This window comes from Nonomuraea sp. NPDC051191, assembly GCF_044455665.1.
Lineage (GTDB): Bacteria > Actinomycetota > Actinomycetes > Streptosporangiales > Streptosporangiaceae > Nonomuraea.
Map to the genome: position 1 here is coordinate 145,891 of NZ_JBITEZ010000006.1, position 17,384 is coordinate 163,274.

Genomic DNA, 17,384 nt, shown 5'->3' on the forward strand with positions numbered 1-17,384 from the left:
GTAGGTTCGCCAGTGACCATGGAAGTCATGCCACGCCCCGCGCAGGCCGCCCTCGTACCGGACGGCCGTCCTGTCGAGATCGCCTGCGACGAGTCCGGCGCGGAGGGCGAGAAGCTCGTCGGCGGCAACACCGACGTGTTCGCCCATGCCGGCGTCTCCCTCGACGCGGCCGCCGCGGCCGACTGCGTACGGGAGCTGCGGCTGCGGGCGCCCTCGCCGGTCACCGAGTACAAGGCCGAGCACGTGCTGCGCGAGAAGAACCGGGCCACCCTGGTCTGGCTGCTCGGCCCGTCGGGCCCGATCCTCGGCCATGCGCGCGTGCACCTGACCGACAAGGCGTACTTCGCCGTGAGCAAGGTGACCGACCTGCTGACCGGCCACCATTCCGTCCTCGGTGGCCTCGACCAGGACGAACGGTCGGCGGCCATGGCGGTCACCCTCTACCAGGAGGGCCGCCGCGCCTTCGGCCCCGCACGCTGGACGGCCTTCCTCGACGCCTTCAACCACCTGCTCAGAGCCAGGAACGGCCGGGGCCCCGAGATCTCCGCCGACTCGGTCTTCGAGCTGGTCGCCGACCTGCGCACGACGCCCGGCCCGGCCGGCGAGATCATGGACGAGCTGTGGGCCGCCAGGCCGCTCGTGGACGCCTTCACCGCGCGCCTGCTCGACGACCCGCACCTCTTCCCCGCGCTCGACCCGCTGATCCCGGGCATCGCGCACGCGGTCGCCCACTGGGGCGCGGGCGGCCGGCCCGTCTCCGTCGTGCACGACCGGCAGACGACGCTGACCGAGGAGCGCATCGAACGGCTCCGGCTGCTGCTGGCCCGCCCGGACGCACCCGGAGGCCCGCTGGTGCTGACGAGCCTGACGCTGGTCGCCTCCCACCTGGACCCCCGCGTCCAGGTGGCCGACATCGTGGCGGGGGTGGCGCGCAAGATCGCGTCCAAGGAGCTCAACGGCCGCGGCGACCCGGAGCTGACCGGCCTGCTGCGCCCGTACGTGGACGTGTCCTCGGTCTGGCCGGACGAGCGCAGCCGGGCCGCGCTGATCCCGGCTCAGCCGAGCCAGGCGCGGGCCTCGGCGGCGGCCTCCGGACCGAGCACCGGCTGGGAGTAGACCTCGACCAGCGTGCGCATCAGCAGGCGCTCGCCCTCCGGCGTGGACAGGTCGGCGTCCATGCCGCGGCAGACGTGCGGGTACAGGACCGTGACCGACAGCGCCATCGCGGCCATCACGGCCGCCCGCGCCCGCGGCGGCACGTCCGGCGGGTCGGCCCGGTCCCGGTCGGCCGCGGCCAGCCAGCGTTCCCCGATCCGGGTCATCTCGTCGAACAGCGGCGCCGCCCAGCCCTCGGTCAGGGCCCGCGCCAGGTAGGCGCGGTAGGGGCCGAGGGCGGCCACCGGGTTGAACCCGGCCGGCGGGCTGCCGGCGGCCTCGGCGTTGAGGCGGCGCACCGTCTTCATCAGGTGCTCGTCGCACGCCTCGCGCAGTGCCTGCTTGGAGCCGAAGTGGTGGCGTACCAGGCCGAGTGAGACCCCCGCCGACTCGGCGATGTCGCGGATCGTGGCCCGCTCGAACCCGTGCTCGCCGATGTGCCGGATCGCGGCGTCGCGGATGCGGGCCCGCGCGGTGAGGTCCTCCGGGTCCTGGACGGTTGTCATCGCACCACCGATTCGTACAGCGAACTGTTCACGAAAAAAGCATCCTATACCGGCGTACAGCACCGACCGGCCCGAACCACGCGGGACCGGCCGCTCGGGACCGGCCGCGTACGTGCAGCACCGAGCGGCCCCGACCATGCGGGACCGGCCGCGGGCGGGCGGTGTCGTTCGGCCCCGGGCGCGCAAGGCCGGCCGTCGGCGACTACGCTCCTGCCCTGTGCCGACGTTCGAACTGCCCCTGCGCCTGGACACCACGATCCGCCCCTACGACTGGGGTTCCGTCACCGCCATGCCCGAGCTGTTCGGCACCGAGCCGACCGGCCGCCCGCAGGCCGAGCTCTGGATGGGCGCCCATCCCGCCGACCCGTCGATCGCCGGCGGGGTGCCCCTCGACCGGCTCATCGCGGGCGACCCCGTCGCCGCCCTCGGCTCCCCGGCCGTCGAGAGGTTCGGGCCCGCGCTGCCGTACCTGCTGAAGGTGCTCGCGGTCGCCCGGCCGCTGTCGCTCCAGGTCCACCCCACGATCGCGCAGGCCGAGGCCGGGTTCGCCGCCGAGGAGGCGCGCGGCGTCCCGATCGGCGACCCGGCCCGCACCTACAAGGACCGCTCGCACAAGCCCGAGATGGTCTGCGCGATCACGCCCTTCCACGGGCTGTGCGGCTTCCGCTCCCCCGTCGTCACCGCCGGGCTGCTCGCCCGGCTAGGCCTGCCCGCCCTCCAGCCGTGGATCGACGTGCTCGCCGTCCGGCCCGCCGGCGAGGCCCTGCGCACGGTCTTCGCGCAGATGCTCGACGACGCCGCCGCGCCGCTGCGCGCCGAGGTCGAACGCGCCCTCGCCGGCGGCTCCGACCCCGACCTGGCGCCGTACGCCGAGATCGCCGCGGCCTGCCCCGGCGACCCCGGAGTGGTGGCCGCCCTCCTGCTCAACCACGTCGACCTGCTGCCCGGCCAGGCCCTCTACCTCGGCGCCGGCGTGCCGCACGCCTACCTGGGCGGCGTCGGCGTGGAGATCATGGCCAGCTCCGACAACGTCCTGCGCTGCGGGCTGACCATCAAGCACGTCGACGCGCCCGAGCTGATGCAGGTGGTCGACTTCACACCCGCCGAGCCGCACCTGGTCGAGCCCGAGCGTCCCGCCCGCGGCGAGCGGCGCTACGTGCCTCCGGCCCCCGAGTTCGCCCTCACGCGGTACGACCTGACCGGGGCCGACGCCTTCGAGCTGCCCGCCGGGCCGCCCAGGATCGTGTTGTGCCTGGAGGGCGAGGCCCGGCTCGGCGAGCTGACGCTGCGGCCGGGCGAGTCGGCGTTCGTCCCGGCCGTGGCGGGTACGGGCCTGTCGGGCAAGGGCGTGGCGTACGTGGCCGAGCCGGGCGCCTTTACGGTGTAGATCAGCACAACAGCGACATTTCGGCCGCCGGTTGAACGTCGCCTTCCTAGGCTCCCCCCATGAACACGGCAACCCTCGGCCACGTCGCCATCGAACCCAGCATCCTCTACTTCGGCACCCCGGTCGTGCTGCTGACCACGGAGAACCCGGACGGCTCGACCAACCTGGCCCCGATGTCGTCGGCCTGGGCGCTCGGCCGCACCGTCGTGCTCGGCCTCGGCTCCGAGGGGCAGACCGCGCGCAACCTGGCCGAGCGGCCCGACCTGGTGATCAACCTGCCGGCCCCGCACCTGTGGCCGCAGGTGGAACGCCTGGCGCCGCTCACCGGACGCGACCCGGTGCCCGCCACCAAGGCGGCCGGCTGCCGGTTCGAGCCCGACAAGTTCGGCGCGGCGGGCCTGCGGCCGGAGCCGTCGGAGACCGTACGTCCGCCGCGCGTGGCCGAGTGCCCCCTCCAGTTCGAGGCCGTGGCCGCGCAGATCCGGCCGAACGAGTCCGACGACTTCGTCATCATCGAGGCCGTCGTGCGCAAGGTGCACGCCGACCCGCGCATCGTCGTCCCCGGCACCCAGCACGTGGACCCGTCCGCGTGGAGCCCGCTGCTGTACAACTTCCGCCACTACTTCGGCCTCGGCCCGGAGCTCGGCCACTCCTACCGCTCGCAGACGCCGCACCCGGCCTGACGACCCGCGCCGGATCAGCCGGCCGACGAGGCGCATCCGGCGTAAGCCGACCGTACCGCCGCCTGAACGGGAGACTGGGCCGCCGACAGCGCCGACGGCTCCTCCAGCCCGCGCGGCGGCGGCGTGGGACGGTCGGCCGCCACGGTCAGCACGAGATGGCCGAACCGGCGCCACCACCCGTGCGTCACCCCGCGCCCGCCCGCCCGAACGGTCACCCTGCTCCATCCGTCGGAGGGCCGGCCGCAGCCGAGGGAGACCTCCAGCGCCCGGCTGTCGGCGCGGCGCAGCACCTTCGCCGCGCTCTCCTTGGCCGACCACAGCAGGCTGCCCAGCAGCGGATCGTTGCCGATGATCCGCTGCTCCTGGCGGGTGAACCGGTCGGCGACGAACCCCGGGCCGCGCGGCTCGACCACCTGCAGGTCGCAGCCGACGGTCCCGGGCTCCAGTCCGAGCAGGCACACCGCCCATCCGTCGCGGCTGGTGAGCGAGATGCCCACCGGCAGCGGGCGGCCGTCCCGCCACGCCTCGGCCGCGCCGTCGGGACGCCGCCGCAGCTCCGGGTCGCCGGCGGGGCCGGGACAGACCAGGTGCAGCGCCTGACTGACGGTCCAGCGGGTGAGCGGGTGCTCGGCGGGCCGCCCGTCGCCCGCCCGGCCCTCTCCCGCCGGGAGTTGCCCCTCCCCGCGAGCCAGCCACCTCATCGAGCCTCCATTCCGCGCTCCAGCGCTAGGGATGACCTCCGGCCGCGGCACGGCGGCCGGGATCGCGTGATCGACCGACCCGGCCGCCACGCCCGGGCGGCCGTCTCGCGCAGCTTCCCCGCCCGCACCTCCTCGAACGCCTCGAACGCCTTGTACGGCGGCGGTCGCGCCCGGCGCCGCCCCGCGTGCGTGCTTCCCCGTACGTGCCCGCGCTCCGCCGCCGGACACCCGCGGGACCTCTCGACTAATGTGATCTTGTGACCGGAATTTTCACAGTGTTCCCAGCCTCGCCGGGCGACGGTGAGACGCTGGGAGAGATCCACGCCGAATCCTGGAAGGCCGCCTACGCCGGCCTCTTCGCCACGGAGTTCTTCGACCAGGCCGTCAGCCACCGGCGCGGCAAATGGCACGACGTGCTCGCCGAGACGCCGGGCGGCCTGGTGCTCGCCGCGCTCGACGGACGCCGGCTGGCCTTCTGCTCCTTCGGGCCCTCGCCGTCCCGGGCGGGCGCGGCGGAGATCTTCGGCTTCTACGGCCATCCCGACGGCTGGGGCACCGGCGTGGCCGCCGCCCTCATGACCGACACCCTGCGCCGCATCCGCGACGAGGGCTTCACCCGGGTGCACCTGTGGACGCCGCGCGACACGCCGCAGTCACGCCGTTTCTACGCCAAGAGCGGCTTCACCGAGTCGGGCGCCACCCGCGCGTACGACTACGGCGACGGCAACCCGGTCGAGCAGGTGGAGTACGAGCTGTCCTTCCCCTGACCCGCCGGCCCTCCTCCCACGCGCGCCGACTTGACAGAGTTCCCCGGCGTATTTCGCGGTGCACAGCCCGGCGCGGGCTCTTTCGTTGACCGTCCCCATGGCCCATGACAACCATTCTTGAGTATGGCCAAGCGGACACGAGAAACGGTCGAGTGATCGCGTGAGAGGAATGGCATGAGCGCGAATGCTTTGTACGCCGGTCGAGACTGGAAACTCGACCACGACAAGCGAGTCAAGGTCAGCAACGCGGAACTTCGTTACACGGTCGTGGGCCGCGGCGAGCCGGTCCTGTGCATTCACTGCACCTCCATTTCGGACGGCCTCATCACGCCGCTCCTGAAGTACAACCCGGAGCTGCTGGACAAGTACCAGTTCATCAGCTATTACCGTGCCGGTTACAACGGCAGCACGCTGGAGAAGGACAGCCTCAGCATCGAGGAGGGCGCCGAGCACGCCAAGCAGCTCCTCGACCACCTCGGCATCGACAAGGCGCACGTCATGTCGTACTCCTTCGGCGGGGTGATCGGCTTCCAGTTCATGCTCTCCTACCCCGAGCGCACGCACTCGGCGGTGCTGCTGGAGCCGTACCTGCCGCGTGAGGGCGCCGAGGCCGAGAAGGCCAACAACGACGCCGTGATGACGGCCATCGAGCTGGTGCACAAGGGCGACAAGCTCACCGCCGCCTGCGACTTCATGGCCGCCGTCTGCGGCCCGAGCTACCTCGGCTCCGTCGACATGAGCTGCCCCCTCGACGTGTGGGAGCGGGTCGAGGAGTGCGCGGACGTCACGTTCAAGGTGGACTTCCCGGCGCTGGGCGGCTGGGGCTTCCGCATGTCCAAGGCCGACCAGCTCGTGCCGGACAAGCCGCAGATGCCGGTGCTGGCCGTGATGGGCCTGGACAGCGAGGCGGCCATGCCCGGTTTCCGCGAGGCGCAGCACTTCCTCATGAACTGGCTGCCCCAGGCCGAGCGCTGCGGCATCGTCGGCGCCACCCACGGCCTGCAGATCATGAACCCGAGAGCGGTCGGCGAAGGCGTCTCGGCCTTCCTCGCCAAGCACCCGATGCAGTAGCACCCGACGCAGTGAGAGGAGAGCGATGTCGGATCTGACGGCTGAGCGACTGGCGGCGGCACACCAGGCGTTGCGCTCCGGCGACCGCGAGCGCGCGCTGGAGTACTGGCACCCCGACGTGCGGTTCCAGTCCCCCGGCAACCACCCGTACGCCGGATGGCACGACGGCCTCGACGCCTTCATGGGCTTCATCAAGACCTGGCAGCGGCTGGCCGGCGGCACCCTGCGCATGGAGCAGATCGCCTGCCTGGTCAACCCGGTGGACGGCTACACCATCGACGTCAACCGGTGCACCGCCGTGCGCAAGCGCACCGGCTCGGACGGCACCTCCTTCTACGAGCACCTGCAGATGGAGGGGGTGGACCTGATGCGGTGGGAGAACGGCCGCGTCGTGGAGGGCCGCGGCGGCATCTTCGGCGACGGGACCGCCAACTTCAGCTCCTTCTTCGGCCCGATCGGCCCCGACGGGCGCAGATCCGACGACTGAGCGGGCAATCCGGGCGGGCCGGTGACGACCGGCCCGCTTTCTCATGCCCGCGGTCGGCCCTCGCCGCCTTTGTGCCCTTTTCCACAGGAACGCGCCCACAGGAGAAGACATGACCCGTTTCCGTGGCGTCCTCCGCGCCTCCGCCGCCGCCCTGGCCGTCACCGCCGCGCTGGCGGCGGCCGCACCGGCCCAGGCCCTCCTGGCCCCCGCCGTCCGGGCGGTGGACCCGCCCGGCGACCCCACCACCCTCTGGAACGTGGACGTGCTGGACGCCACCCACGCCTACGCCGTCGGCTGGCGCGGCTACGACGGCTCGCCGGACACCTCCGTGCTGCGCTGGGACGGCTCGGCCTGGAGCAGGCTGCCGCTCACCGCCGGGTACGACGTGCCCAGCCCGTGCTGCGTCGCGGCCGTCGCGCCGGACCAGGTGTACGTGACCGGCAGCCGGAGCATCGCCGACGTCTCCTGGCCGCGCTCGGCGTACTGGAACGGCTCGGCCTGGTCGGAGATCCCGCCGCCGCCCGGCTGGACGCCCCCGCTGCCCGGCGACGAGTGGACCGGCCCGATCGCCGCCACCAGGGACGGCTCGCTCTGGTCGATCAGGTTCAGGAACACCGGCGGCACCGACATCCTGCGCCTGCGCCAGGGCGTCTGGACCGTCTACCCGCGCACCGAGAACCTGGGCCTGCTGCGCGCCGTCGACGGCGGCGACCAGATCGTCTTCGCCGCCGAGAACGGCGTCGTCCTGTGGGACGGCACGGCCCTGCGCTCCCTGGGCAGGCCGGGCCTCAGCCCCAGAGGCGTGTACGTCGAGGGCCCCGGCCGGATCTGGGTCAGCGGCTACCAGCCCCGCCCCAACCGGCCCGCCACCCCCGCGATCGCCCGCTACGACGGGGCCCGCTGGACCGTCTCGGCGCTGCCCGGCGACCCCGGCAACGGCTCGGCGAGCATCAGCGGCGACGGCGAGGGCCACCTCGTCGTCCCCACCGGCGGCGGCACCACCGCCCCCGCCTACCTGTACTTCGACGGCACCTCGTGGACCCGGGTCAGCGGCCCGGCCCGCCCGTCGGCCGGGTACGCGGGCGCGTACGCGGTGGACCGCGTCCCCGGCACGTCCACGATCCTGTCGGTGGGCGGCGCCAACGTGACCAACCTGACCGGGTTCGCGATCAGTGAGCTGATCAGCCCCCACTGAGCGGGCCGGCGCAGACCCCCGGGCGGGGAGGGGCGGCAGGCCCCTCCCCGCTCACGCGCGCCCTGACGCCGCCGGGGTACGGCCCGCGCGGACCGCCGCGAGCAGCGTGCCGGCCAGCAGCAGCGCCGAGGCGGCCGTCAGGACGACGCCCAGCCGGTGCAGGCCCTCGTCGGTGGCGCGCTCACCGTAGGTCACGCTGATGAGCAGCGCCGAGCAGATGGCCCCGGCGTACTGCGAGGTGCGCAGCAGGCCGGCGGCCATGCCGATCTGGCCCGGCGGCGCCTGGGCGTACATGGCGGCCTGGTTGCCCACGATGTTCAGCCCGTTCTGCACCCCGAAGACCATGCTGAGCAGGCACAACGACAGGACGGACGCCTCGCCGTCGAGCGCCGGCAGCCAGGCGCAACCCGCCAGCAGGAACGCCGCGCCGGCCGGCAGCATCCAGCGCGCCCGGCCCGAGGCGCCGTCGGCCCGCGCGGCCAGCCCCGAGACCACCGCGCCCACGGCCGAGGTGGGCATGAGCAGCAGCCCGGCGACCGCCGCCGTCAGCCCCCTGCCCTGCTCCAGCCACTGCGTCCAGCCGTACAGGAAGCCGTAGGTGGCCATGAACGTCACCGCGTTGCGCAGGTAGGTCACCAGCAGCGGCCGGTTGCGGGCCAGGTCGCGCAGGCTGCCGCCGCCGCCCGTACGGGCGCGCTCGTACGGCTCGTCGCGCGGCAGCCACACCAGCGCCGAGACCACCCCGGCCGCGGCCATCGGCAGGTTGACCAGGAAGATCCAGCGCCAGCCGCCGAGCGCGTCGAGCAGCCCGCCCAGCGGCGGCCCGAGCACCATGCTGACCTGCCCGGCCATGGCCAGCGCGCCCATCACCGAGGCGGGCGCGGCCCCGCCGGACCGCTCGGACCTGCGGCGGACCATGCTCATGGCGGCCGGATAGGCGGCCGAGGTGCCGAGGCCGATCACCACGCGGGCGGCCACGAGCAGGCCGAGGGTCGGCGCCCAGTAGCCGAGCAGCCCGCCGGCCGCGACCGTGACCAGCCCGGCCAGGTAGACGCGGCGCGGGCCGAGCCGGTCGGCCAGCCGGCCCAGCACCGGCTGGCCGATCGCGGTGGCCAGGTACAGGCCCGACACCAGCCAGGACGTGGCGTCCGCGCCCACGCCGAAGTGGTGGGCGATGGGCCCGAGCGCGATGGCGATGATCGAGGAGTTGATCGGGTTCAGCAGCGAGCCGACCGAGACCGCCGTGACGAAGCGGGGGCCGAAGGGTGCCTGGCCGGGCTCGCTGTCCGGCCGGGGCGGCGCGGTCACAGCTGGTACTTCTCCTCAAGCTTCTCGTAGATCTCGATCTTGTAGTCGATGGCGGCCAGGTCGTCCTTGAGCTGGGAGATGCGCTTGGCCACCTCCTCGCGGTGGGTGAGCAGGATCTGCTTGCGCTCGGCCGCGGTGCTCTCGCCCGCGCGGACGAGTTCGGCGTAGCGGCGGACGTCGGCGATGGACATCCCGGTGCCCCGCAGCCTGGTCAGGAACCGGATCCAGGCCAGATCACGTTCGGTGTAGCGGCGGTGCCCGTTCCCGCCGCGCGGCGGCGTCTCCCGCATCAGGCCGGCCTTCTCGTAATAGCGCAGCGCGTGGGCGCTGAGGCCGGTCTCGGCTGCGACTTCCGCGATCGTCAGGCTCTGACTCATACCGATCATTGTCGCCCTTCGAGCGCGATCCAAGTCAAGTGCATTCGGCCGAATTCCGGTGAATGCGAGCCCGGACTTGACGGAATGGGATCGGCTACCTCCATACCGCCCGGTCACCGCCGGGCGGCGCGTTGACGCGTTTTCCGGCGGCTGGACATGATTTCCCCGTAGCGCCGGACGAAATGGTGGTGCCAATGGCGAAGAGCGAATTCGTGAGATTCCTCGGCGACCTCCGGGAGAATCCGCAAAGACGCGCTGAGTATAGCGCGAGAAATCTCAGTCAATTGTTGTTCCACGCCTCCGACGAGGGCTTCCGGTTCACCGCCGAGGAGCTGGTGTCGGTGGTCGGGGCCCTGGAGATCGAGGTCATCGTCGCCAAGGACGGCGAGCCCGTCGACGGCGGCAGCACGCTCTGGCGGCACATGTGGGGCAGGCGGTACCTGGACTACCTCCTCGATCACGTGGTGGCCAGGTTCGGCGAGGAGGAGCTGCGCGGGTTCGCGGCCGACGAGAGGCGGCCGGTGGCATGAGCGGGACGAACCTGATCGCGTTCCTGCGCCTGGCGGGCTCGCGTCCCGACGTGCTGGAGTCGCTGAAGGCCAAGAGCAAGGCGGAGGTCGTCGCGGCCGCGGCCGGGCACGGGCTGCCGTTCACCGAGGCCGACTTCGACGGCGTGGTGTGGGAGCTGGAGGAGCGCCTGGCCGACCTGCGCGGGGAGCCCTTCGACGCCACTTTCCCGCTCTGGCGGACGATGTGGGGCCGGCACTACCTGGAGTTCCTGGTCGGCGACCTGCTGCCCGCCCTGGAGCGGGCCCGGCTGCTGGAGTCGTCGTGAGCGCCTATGACTACATCGTGGTGGGCGCGGGCAGCGCCGGCTGCGTCCTGGCCAGGCGGCTGCTGGACGCGCTGGGCTGCCGGGTGCTGCTGCTGGAGGCCGGCGGCCCGGACGTCGCCGAGTCCGTGCACCGTACCGACGTGCCGTCGATGACCTCGATGTGGGGCTCGCCGGAGTTCGTGTGGGACTACGCGACCACCCCGCAGCCGGAGCTGGGCGGCCGGGTCGTGCCGATCCCGCAGGGCCGCGTGGTGGGCGGCGGCAGCTCGGTCAACGCCATGATGTACGTGCGGGGCAACCGCCGCGACTTCGACGGCTGGGCCGCGCTGGGCAACGACGGCTGGTCCTACGACGAGGTGCTGCCCTACTTCAGGCGTTCGGAGGACTACCCGGGCGGTTCGCCGGAGTACCGGGGCAGTGGCGGGCCGCTGAAGGTCGTCGACTACGGCTCGCCGTCGGACGCCTCGCGGGCCTTCGTCCGGGCGGCGATCGCCCGCGGCCGCGCCGACGGCACCGGCGACTACAACGGCCCCCGGCAGGAGGGCCTGGCCTTCTTCTACCAGTCCACCCGGGACAAGGACGACCGCCGGTCCAGCACGTCGGAGGCGTTCCTGGCGCCGGTGCTGGGCGAGCCCGGTCTGACGCTGGAGACCGGCGCCGTGGTCACCCGCCTCACCGTCGAGGGTGGCCGGGCCGGCGGCGTGGAGTACGTCAAGGACGGGCGTACGCACCGGGCCACCGCCGGGCAGGAGGTCATCGTGTCCTGCGGCGCGCTGGGCTCGCCCGCGCTGCTGCTGCGCTCGGGCCTCGGCCCGGCCGCCCACCTGCGCGAGCACGGCGTCGAGGTGGTCGCCGACCTGCCGGGCGTGGGCCGCAACCTGCAGGACCACGTGCTGTTCGGCATCGGCTACGAGAGCCTGCGCGAGCTGCCCTTCCCCGAGCTGCTGGCCGAGGCGGGGCTGTTCACCAACGTCCTGGGCGGCGACGGGCCGGACCTGCAGTTCTTCTTCGGCCCGGTGCAGTTCATCGACGACCGGTACAGGACGGACGGCCCGGGGTTCACCTTCGCGCCGATCCTGCTGCAGCCCGACAGCAGGGGCGAGGTGCGGCTGCGCCCCGGCGACCCGCTGCGTCCCCTCGTCGACCCGCACTACCTGGAGGCCGCCGCCGACCTGCGGCTGCTGACCGAGGCCGTCGTCCTGGCCAGGGAGCTGGTCTCGGACGCGGCCTTCGACTCCCTGCGCGGCCGGGAGCTGGCCCCGGGGCCCGGCGTGACGAGCCCGGCGGCCCTGGCCGCGTACGTGCGGGCCAGCGCCTCGACCGTGTGGCACCCGGCCGGCACCTGCCGGATGGGCCGCGACGGCGAGGCGGTCGTCGAGCCCGACCTGCGGGTGCGCGGCGTGGACGGGCTGCGCGTGGCCGACGCCTCGGTCATGCCGGTCATCACCCGGGGCAACACCAACGCGGCCACGATCATGATCGCCGAGAAGGCCGCCGATCTGGTCGCCGCATCGGCACGGAGGTGAGCTGAGATGACACAGACCTTCGACTTCATCGTCGTCGGCGGCGGCACGGCCGGATCGGTCGTCGCCGCCCGGCTGAGCGAGCTGCCCGGGGCCCGCGTGCTGGTCCTGGAGGCGGGCGACACGAAGATCACCGACGCGGTCGAGGACCCCGCCCGGTGGAACGAGGTGCTGCTGACCGAGCTGGACTGGGCGTACATGAGCGAGCCTCAGCCGGGGCTCGGCGGGCGCCAGGTCTATTCGGCGGCGGGCCGCGGCCTGGGCGGGACCTCGAACGTCTACCACATGATCCACACGCGCGGCCGTCCGGCGGACTTCGACGCCTGGGCCTACGACGGCTGCCCCGGCTGGTCCTTCGCCGACGTCCTGCCCTACTTCCAGCGCCTGGAGGGACAGCGGGACGCCACCAACCCCACGGCCGGCCACGAGGGCCCGATCAGGATCGTCAACGCCCGGGACATGGGCAACCCGGTCTCCCGGACGTTCGTCGAGGCCTGCGTGGAGCTGGGTTACCCGCAGGTCGAGGACTTCAACGCCGACAGCTTCGGCGTGAGCTGGCACCACGTCGACATCGACGTCGAGACGGGCACCCGCTGCGGCGTGCGCGCCGCCTACCTGGAGCCCGCGCTGGAGCGGCTCAGCGTCGAGGTGGGCGCACTGGCCACCCGGCTGCTGTTCGACGGCGAGCGCTGCGTGGGCGTGGAGTACCTCAAGGACGGCGAGCTGCGGACCGTCAGGGCCGAGCACGAGGTGATCGTCACCGCGGGCGCGATCCAGTCGCCCAAGCTGTTGCAGCTGTCCGGCATCGGCCAGGCCGGGGAGCTGGCCGCGCTCGGCATCCCGGTGGTCGCCGACCTGCCCGGCGTGGGCGCCAACTTCCACGACCACCCGCTGGTCATCGGCCCGATCGGGTACATGGACAAGGCGGCGCCCGACCCGCGCGGCCAGGTGACCGAGGTCGGGCTGTTCTGGGGGTCGGAGCCGGGGCTGCCGGTGCCCGACATGGAGATCTGCCTGGTGCACCGGGCGCCGTTCGGCGACCAGTTCTTCGCCAACGTCATCAAGCGGGTGGAGACCGGGCAGCCGCTCACGCCGGTGCGCGAGCTGGTCGACCCGAAGATCGTGCTCACCCTGCCGGGGCTGGTCCGGCCGCTGTCGCGGGGCAGCGTACGGCTGGCCGGCACCGACCCGACGGCCTACCCGAGGGTCAGCGCGAACTACTTCGGCGAGCGCTCGGACCTGGAGCGCACGGTGACGATGGTGGAGATCGCCCGCGAGATCTACGCCAGCTCCGCCTTCCGGCGCGACTGGGGGCTGACCGAGGTCGCGCCCGGCCCGGACGTGCGCACCCGCGAGCAGCTCAGCGCGTGGGTGACGGAGAACGTCGGCTCGTACTACCACTTCGCCGGCTCCTGCAAGATGGGCTCCGACAGCCTCGCGGTGGTGGACACCCGGCTGCGGGTCCGCGGCGTCGAGGGGCTCCGCGTCGCCGACGCCTCGATCATGCCGACGATCGTCTCGGCCAACCCCCACACGACCACCGTGATGATCGGCGAGCGCGCCGCCGAGTTCGTCGCGGCGGACTTCCGCCCGGCCCGACAGGAGGCTACGCGATGATCCACCAGTTCATCTTCGGCGCTCCCAAGCCCGGCTTCACCGCCCAGCAGTTCCAGGACTACTGGGTCAACGTGCACGCGGTGAAGTTCGCCGGCAAGATCAAGCAGATCAGGCAGTACCTGGTCGACACCCGCATCCCCTTCGACGGCGACGTCGGCCGGCCGGCGCTGCCGCACCAGGGCATCGCCGAGATCTGGCTGCGGAACGCCGAGGAGCAGCTCGCCTCGCTGCAGAGCGAGGAGTTCCTCCAGGGCGCCCGGCTGGACGAGCCCAACTGGGCGGCGTTCTGGTCCACGATCGTGGTCGACACCGTCGCCCACGAGCTGGTGCCCGGCCCCAAGCCCCGGCCGGAGAGCTGGGTGAAGGTCACCACGCTGATCAAGCGGCGGCCCGGCCTGCCGCTGGACACCTACCGCAAGCAGTCCCTGGAGTCCTACGCCGCCGCGGTGGCCGGGCTGCCGGGCCTGCGCAGGCACCTGCACTGCCACACCGTGGACGGCGCGTACACCTTCGGCGAGGCCGGCTTCGACGCCGTGGACCAGCTCTGGTTCGACGACGTGGACGCGCTGCGCGCCGCACTGGCCTCGGCCCACCACGCCCGCCGGGTCAAGCCGGAGCTGGAGGCGATCGCCGACCCGGCCCACCTGTTCTCCATGACCTGCAAGGAAAACTGGATCATCCCCGGGGAGTCGGCATGACCAAGCGCGTTCTCGTGATCCTCTCGGAGTTCGGCTACTGGGGGGAGGAGCTCGTCGGCCCGCTGTCGGCCTTCGACGAGCGCGGCTACGACGTCGTGTTCGCCACGCCGACCGGCAAGCAGCCGCACGCCCTGCCGCCCAGCATGGACAGCGACTACGTCGACCCGCCGCTCGGCCGCTCGGTCACCACGCCCGAGGTGGCCAAGCTGACCCGCGACCTGGACGAGTCCGGCCGCCTGGCCAACCCGCTCAACCTGTCGGCGTGGGCGCCCGAGCGTCCCTACACCAGCAGCCCCGACTACCTGCGCCGGCTGGAGGCCTACCACCGGGCGGTGGCCAAGCTGGAGGCCGAGCTGGTGCCCTACGACGCGGTGCTGATCGTCGGCGGCAGCGGGCCGATCGTGGACCTGGCCAACAACGAGCGGGTGCACGAGATCGTGCTCGCGTTCGTCCGGGCGGGCAAGCCGGTGGCCGCCGAGTGCTACGGCGTGGCCTGCCTGGCCTTCGCCCGCGACTGGGAGGACCGCAAGAGCATCATCTGGGGCAAGCGCGTCACCGGTCACTGCAAGGAGTACGACTACAAGGACGGCACCGGGTTCCTCGGCGTGCCCGACTTCAACATGGGGCCGCCGCCGTACCCGCTGGAGTACATCCTGCGGGACGCCACCGGGCCCGAGGGGCGCTACGTCGGCAACTTCGGCCGGGAGACCTCGGTCATCGTGGACTTCCCGTTCGTCACCGGCCGGTCCACGCCCGACTCGTTCCTGACCGGGCAGAAGATCGTCGAAGTGCTAGAGGGCGGCCTGCGCCGCTTCGGCTGGTGATGGCGGGCCATGGCCAGGGACGGCAACACCGCGATCATCGAGCAGTTCCTCAGCGACGGCATCACGTACATGTTCGGCAACCCGGGGACGGTCGAGCAGGGCTTCCTCGACGCGCTGGAGGGCTTCGAGGACTTCCACTACATCCTCACCCTCCAGGAGACGGTGGCGGCCGGCATCGCCGACGGCTACGCCCGTGCCACGGGCGGTCCGGCGCTCCTGCAGCTCCACAGCGGCGTGGGGCTGGGCAACGCGATCGGCATGCTGTACCAGGCCAAGCGGGGGCACTCCCCGCTGGTGGTCGTCGCGGGTGAGGCCGGTGTCGGCTACGACGCGATGGACGCCCAGATGGCCGCCGACCTCGTGGCCATGGCCCGGCCCGTCACCAAGCACGCGATGCGCGTGATCGACCCGGGCTCGGTGCTGCGGGTGCTGCGGCGGGCGGTGAAGATGGCGATGACGCCGCCGCGCGGCCCGGTCTTCGTGGCGCTCCCGCTCGACGTGCTGGACCAGCCCAACCACGAGCCGGTCGAGCCGTCGGTGCTGCCGCACTCGGCCGTGCTGCCCGCCCCCGAGCTGGTACGCCGGGCCGCCGGGCTGCTGTCCGGCGCCCGGTCCCCGATCATCCTGGCCGGCGACGGCGTGTCGGTCTCCGGCGCGCAGGCGGAGCTGACCCGGGTGGCCGAGCAGCTCGGCGCGGACGTGTGGGGCGTGGAGTTCTCCGAGGCGAACATGGACGGCCGCCACCCGCTCTTCCGGGGCCAGCTCGGCCACATGTTCGGCCAGGTCAGCGCGGACGCGGTCAAGGACGCCGACGCCGTGCTGGTGGTGGGCACGTACCTGTTCCCCGAGGTGTTCCCCTCGCTGAGCAGCCCGTTCGGCAAGGACGCGCGGATCGTGCACATCGATCTGGACTCGTACGAGATCGCCAAGAACCACCCGGTCACGCTGGGCCTGGTGGCCGACCCGCGGCTCACGCTGGCGGCGCTGTCGGCGGAGCTAGAGGGCGCGCTGAGCGGAGCCGACCGGCAGGCGGCGGCGGCGCGGCTGGCCCGGCGGACGGCCGCGCCGCGCCCGGCGCCGGCCGAGGACTCCATCCTCAACGCGTTCATGCGCGAGCTGGCCGCGCGGGCCCCCGAGGACGTGATCGTCTTCGACGAGGGGCTGACGGCCTCCGGCGTGATCGGCTCCTACTTCCCGCCGCGCGGGCCGGGGAGCTGGTTCCTGACCCGCGGGGGCTCGCTGGGCGTGGGCATCCCGGGCGCGATCGGGGCCAAGCTCGCCCACCCGGACCGCACGGTGATCGGCTTCACCGGCGACGGCGGCAGCATGTACACCTTCCAGGCCCTGGCCACCGCCGTCCGGTACGACGTCGCCGCCAAGTTCGTGATCTGCAACAACCACAGCTACCGGCTGCTGGACAACAACATCGAGGAGTACTGGCGCGGCCGGGGCATCCCCGGTCACCGTTTCCCTCGCTCCTTCGACCTCTCCTATCCCGATCTCCAGTTCACCGACCTGGCCAGGGGCTGCGGCGTGGACGGGCTGCGGGTGGAGAAGGCCGACCAGATCGAGGAGGCCGTCGAGCGGCTGCTCGGCCACGACGGCCCCTTCCTCATCGACCTCGTCACCGAACCGGGGAGGCCATTGTGAGCGGCATCGAGCCACGGGCCGGCGCGGCGCTGAACGGCCGCAAGGTCGCCGTCCTGATGGAGAGCGACTATGTCGAGCCGGAGATCTTCTACTACGAGCGGCGCTTCGCCGAGGCCGGCGCCGAGGTGCACTTCATGACGCGCCTGTGGGGGCAGCCGTCGATCACCTTCACCGGCCACGAGTGGCGGGTGCCGTTCACCGTGGACCGCGGGTTCGAGAACCTCACGGACCGGGAGCTGCGCTCCTACGCCGCGGTGATCGTCCCCTCCGGCATCGTCTCGGACCGGCTGCGCTTCACCGACGACGTCAACCGGCTGGCGCCGGCCACCGCGTTCGTGCGGCGGGCGCTGGAGGAGCCGTCGATCATCACCGGCGTGATCTGCCACGGCCTGTGGCTGATGGCGGCCGCCCCCGAGACGATGCGCGGGCGCAAGGTCGTCGCGCACAACAACCTCGTGGGCGACGTGCGCAACATGGGCGCCGAGTACGTGGACCAGGACGTGGTCATCGACGGGAACCTGATCACCGGGCGCAGCGTGTACCACTGCCATCTGTTCGCCCACACCATCATCGGCCAGCTCGCCGAGACGCTGTAGGAGC

19 protein-coding genes are annotated in these 17,384 nt (G+C 72.7%); 15 read left to right on the top strand and 4 right to left on the bottom strand.

Going from position 1 to position 17,384, the window contains the following annotated elements; translation table 11 throughout:
- Positions 1-27 precede the first annotated feature (27 nt).
- Positions 28-1,116, top strand: a complete 1,089-nt coding sequence (locus ACIA8R_RS18700) for a hypothetical protein (RefSeq protein ID WP_364087599.1) — start codon at positions 28-30, stop codon at positions 1,114-1,116.
- On the opposite strand, the gene ACIA8R_RS18705 is transcribed toward ACIA8R_RS18700, so the two are convergent.
- Positions 1,056-1,661: a helix-turn-helix domain-containing protein gene (locus tag ACIA8R_RS18705; RefSeq protein ID WP_357697101.1), complete on the bottom strand. Its 606-nt coding sequence runs from the start codon at positions 1,659-1,661 to the stop codon at positions 1,056-1,058. The two genes, ACIA8R_RS18700 and ACIA8R_RS18705, sit on opposite strands and share 61 nt — an antisense overlap.
- A gap of 217 nt (positions 1,662-1,878) precedes the next feature.
- Here ACIA8R_RS18705 and manA point away from each other — a divergent pair, with 217 nt between their 5' ends.
- Together manA and ACIA8R_RS18715 are read left to right on the top strand one after the other, a co-directional pair.
- On the top strand, positions 1,879-3,048 hold the full coding sequence (gene manA, locus ACIA8R_RS18710) for a mannose-6-phosphate isomerase, class I (RefSeq protein ID WP_397039413.1): 1,170 nt from the start codon (positions 1,879-1,881) through the stop codon (positions 3,046-3,048).
- A 59-nt stretch (positions 3,049-3,107) separates the two neighbouring features.
- Complete coding sequence (locus tag ACIA8R_RS18715) at positions 3,108-3,731, top strand: flavin reductase family protein (protein ID WP_364087604.1); 624 nt, start codon at positions 3,108-3,110, stop codon at positions 3,729-3,731.
- A gap of 14 nt (positions 3,732-3,745) precedes the next feature.
- Here the strand turns inward: ACIA8R_RS18715 and ACIA8R_RS18720 are convergent, their stop codons facing one another.
- Positions 3,746-4,432: a hypothetical protein gene (locus tag ACIA8R_RS18720; protein WP_357697095.1), complete on the bottom strand. Its 687-nt coding sequence runs from the start codon at positions 4,430-4,432 to the stop codon at positions 3,746-3,748.
- Positions 4,433-4,707: 275 nt separating this feature from the next.
- Between ACIA8R_RS18720 and ACIA8R_RS18725 the strand changes: the two genes are divergently transcribed.
- The 4 genes from ACIA8R_RS18725 (at position 4,708) to ACIA8R_RS18740 (ending at position 7,952) form a co-directional block, all read left to right on the top strand.
- Complete coding sequence (locus tag ACIA8R_RS18725; protein WP_364087607.1) at positions 4,708-5,199, top strand: GNAT family N-acetyltransferase; 492 nt, start codon at positions 4,708-4,710, stop codon at positions 5,197-5,199.
- 174 nt (positions 5,200-5,373) lie between these two features.
- On the top strand, positions 5,374-6,270 hold the full coding sequence (locus ACIA8R_RS18730; protein ID WP_397039417.1) for an alpha/beta fold hydrolase: 897 nt from the start codon (positions 5,374-5,376) through the stop codon (positions 6,268-6,270).
- Between the two features lie 25 nt (positions 6,271-6,295).
- Positions 6,296-6,757: a nuclear transport factor 2 family protein gene (locus ACIA8R_RS18735; RefSeq protein WP_357697088.1), complete on the top strand. Its 462-nt coding sequence runs from the start codon at positions 6,296-6,298 to the stop codon at positions 6,755-6,757.
- A gap of 109 nt (positions 6,758-6,866) precedes the next feature.
- A complete protein-coding gene (locus tag ACIA8R_RS18740) occupies positions 6,867-7,952 on the top strand; it encodes a hypothetical protein (RefSeq protein ID WP_397039419.1) in 1,086 nt (361 codons plus the stop codon).
- A gap of 51 nt (positions 7,953-8,003) precedes the next feature.
- Here the strand turns inward: ACIA8R_RS18740 and ACIA8R_RS18745 are convergent, their stop codons facing one another.
- Entirely contained in the window at positions 8,004-9,260 is a 1,257-nt protein-coding gene (locus ACIA8R_RS18745) for an MFS transporter (RefSeq protein WP_397039421.1), read from the bottom strand.
- Positions 9,257-9,637 (bottom strand): MerR family transcriptional regulator, encoded by a 381-nt coding sequence (locus tag ACIA8R_RS18750; RefSeq protein WP_357697082.1) that lies wholly within the window; start codon positions 9,635-9,637, stop codon positions 9,257-9,259. The genes ACIA8R_RS18745 and ACIA8R_RS18750 overlap by 4 nt, the downstream gene beginning before the upstream one ends.
- Positions 9,638-9,921: 284 nt before the next feature.
- Between ACIA8R_RS18750 and ACIA8R_RS18755 the strand changes: the two genes are divergently transcribed.
- From ACIA8R_RS18755 to ACIA8R_RS18790, 8 genes are read left to right on the top strand one after another with little or no spacing between them, the layout of a single operon-like run.
- Positions 9,922-10,167, top strand: a complete 246-nt coding sequence (locus ACIA8R_RS18755; protein ID WP_364087616.1) for a hypothetical protein — start codon at positions 9,922-9,924, stop codon at positions 10,165-10,167.
- On the top strand, positions 10,164-10,472 hold the full coding sequence (locus ACIA8R_RS18760) for a Nif11-like leader peptide family natural product precursor (RefSeq protein ID WP_357697077.1): 309 nt from the start codon (positions 10,164-10,166) through the stop codon (positions 10,470-10,472). Before ACIA8R_RS18755 ends, ACIA8R_RS18760 begins: the two co-directional genes overlap by 4 nt.
- Positions 10,469-11,998: a GMC family oxidoreductase gene (locus ACIA8R_RS18765; protein WP_397039424.1), complete on the top strand. Its 1,530-nt coding sequence runs from the start codon at positions 10,469-10,471 to the stop codon at positions 11,996-11,998. The genes ACIA8R_RS18760 and ACIA8R_RS18765 overlap by 4 nt, the downstream gene beginning before the upstream one ends.
- Before the next feature lie 6 nt (positions 11,999-12,004).
- The gene (locus ACIA8R_RS18770; RefSeq protein WP_397039426.1) at positions 12,005-13,612 is read left to right on the top strand and encodes a GMC family oxidoreductase; all 1,608 of its coding nucleotides are present in this window, start codon (positions 12,005-12,007) and stop codon (positions 13,610-13,612) included.
- Positions 13,609-14,310, top strand: coding sequence for an EthD domain-containing protein (locus tag ACIA8R_RS18775; protein WP_397039428.1), 702 nt, complete (start codon positions 13,609-13,611; stop codon positions 14,308-14,310). Before ACIA8R_RS18770 ends, ACIA8R_RS18775 begins: the two co-directional genes overlap by 4 nt.
- Positions 14,307-15,134: a type 1 glutamine amidotransferase domain-containing protein gene (locus tag ACIA8R_RS18780; RefSeq protein WP_357697067.1), complete on the top strand. Its 828-nt coding sequence runs from the start codon at positions 14,307-14,309 to the stop codon at positions 15,132-15,134. Before ACIA8R_RS18775 ends, ACIA8R_RS18780 begins: the two co-directional genes overlap by 4 nt.
- A gap of 9 nt (positions 15,135-15,143) precedes the next feature.
- Positions 15,144-16,784, top strand: a complete 1,641-nt coding sequence (locus tag ACIA8R_RS18785; RefSeq protein WP_397039430.1) for a thiamine pyrophosphate-binding protein — start codon at positions 15,144-15,146, stop codon at positions 16,782-16,784.
- A complete protein-coding gene (locus ACIA8R_RS18790) occupies positions 16,781-17,380 on the top strand; it encodes a DJ-1/PfpI family protein (RefSeq protein ID WP_357697063.1) in 600 nt (199 codons plus the stop codon). The genes ACIA8R_RS18785 and ACIA8R_RS18790 overlap by 4 nt, the downstream gene beginning before the upstream one ends.
- Positions 17,381-17,384 lie beyond the last annotated feature (4 nt).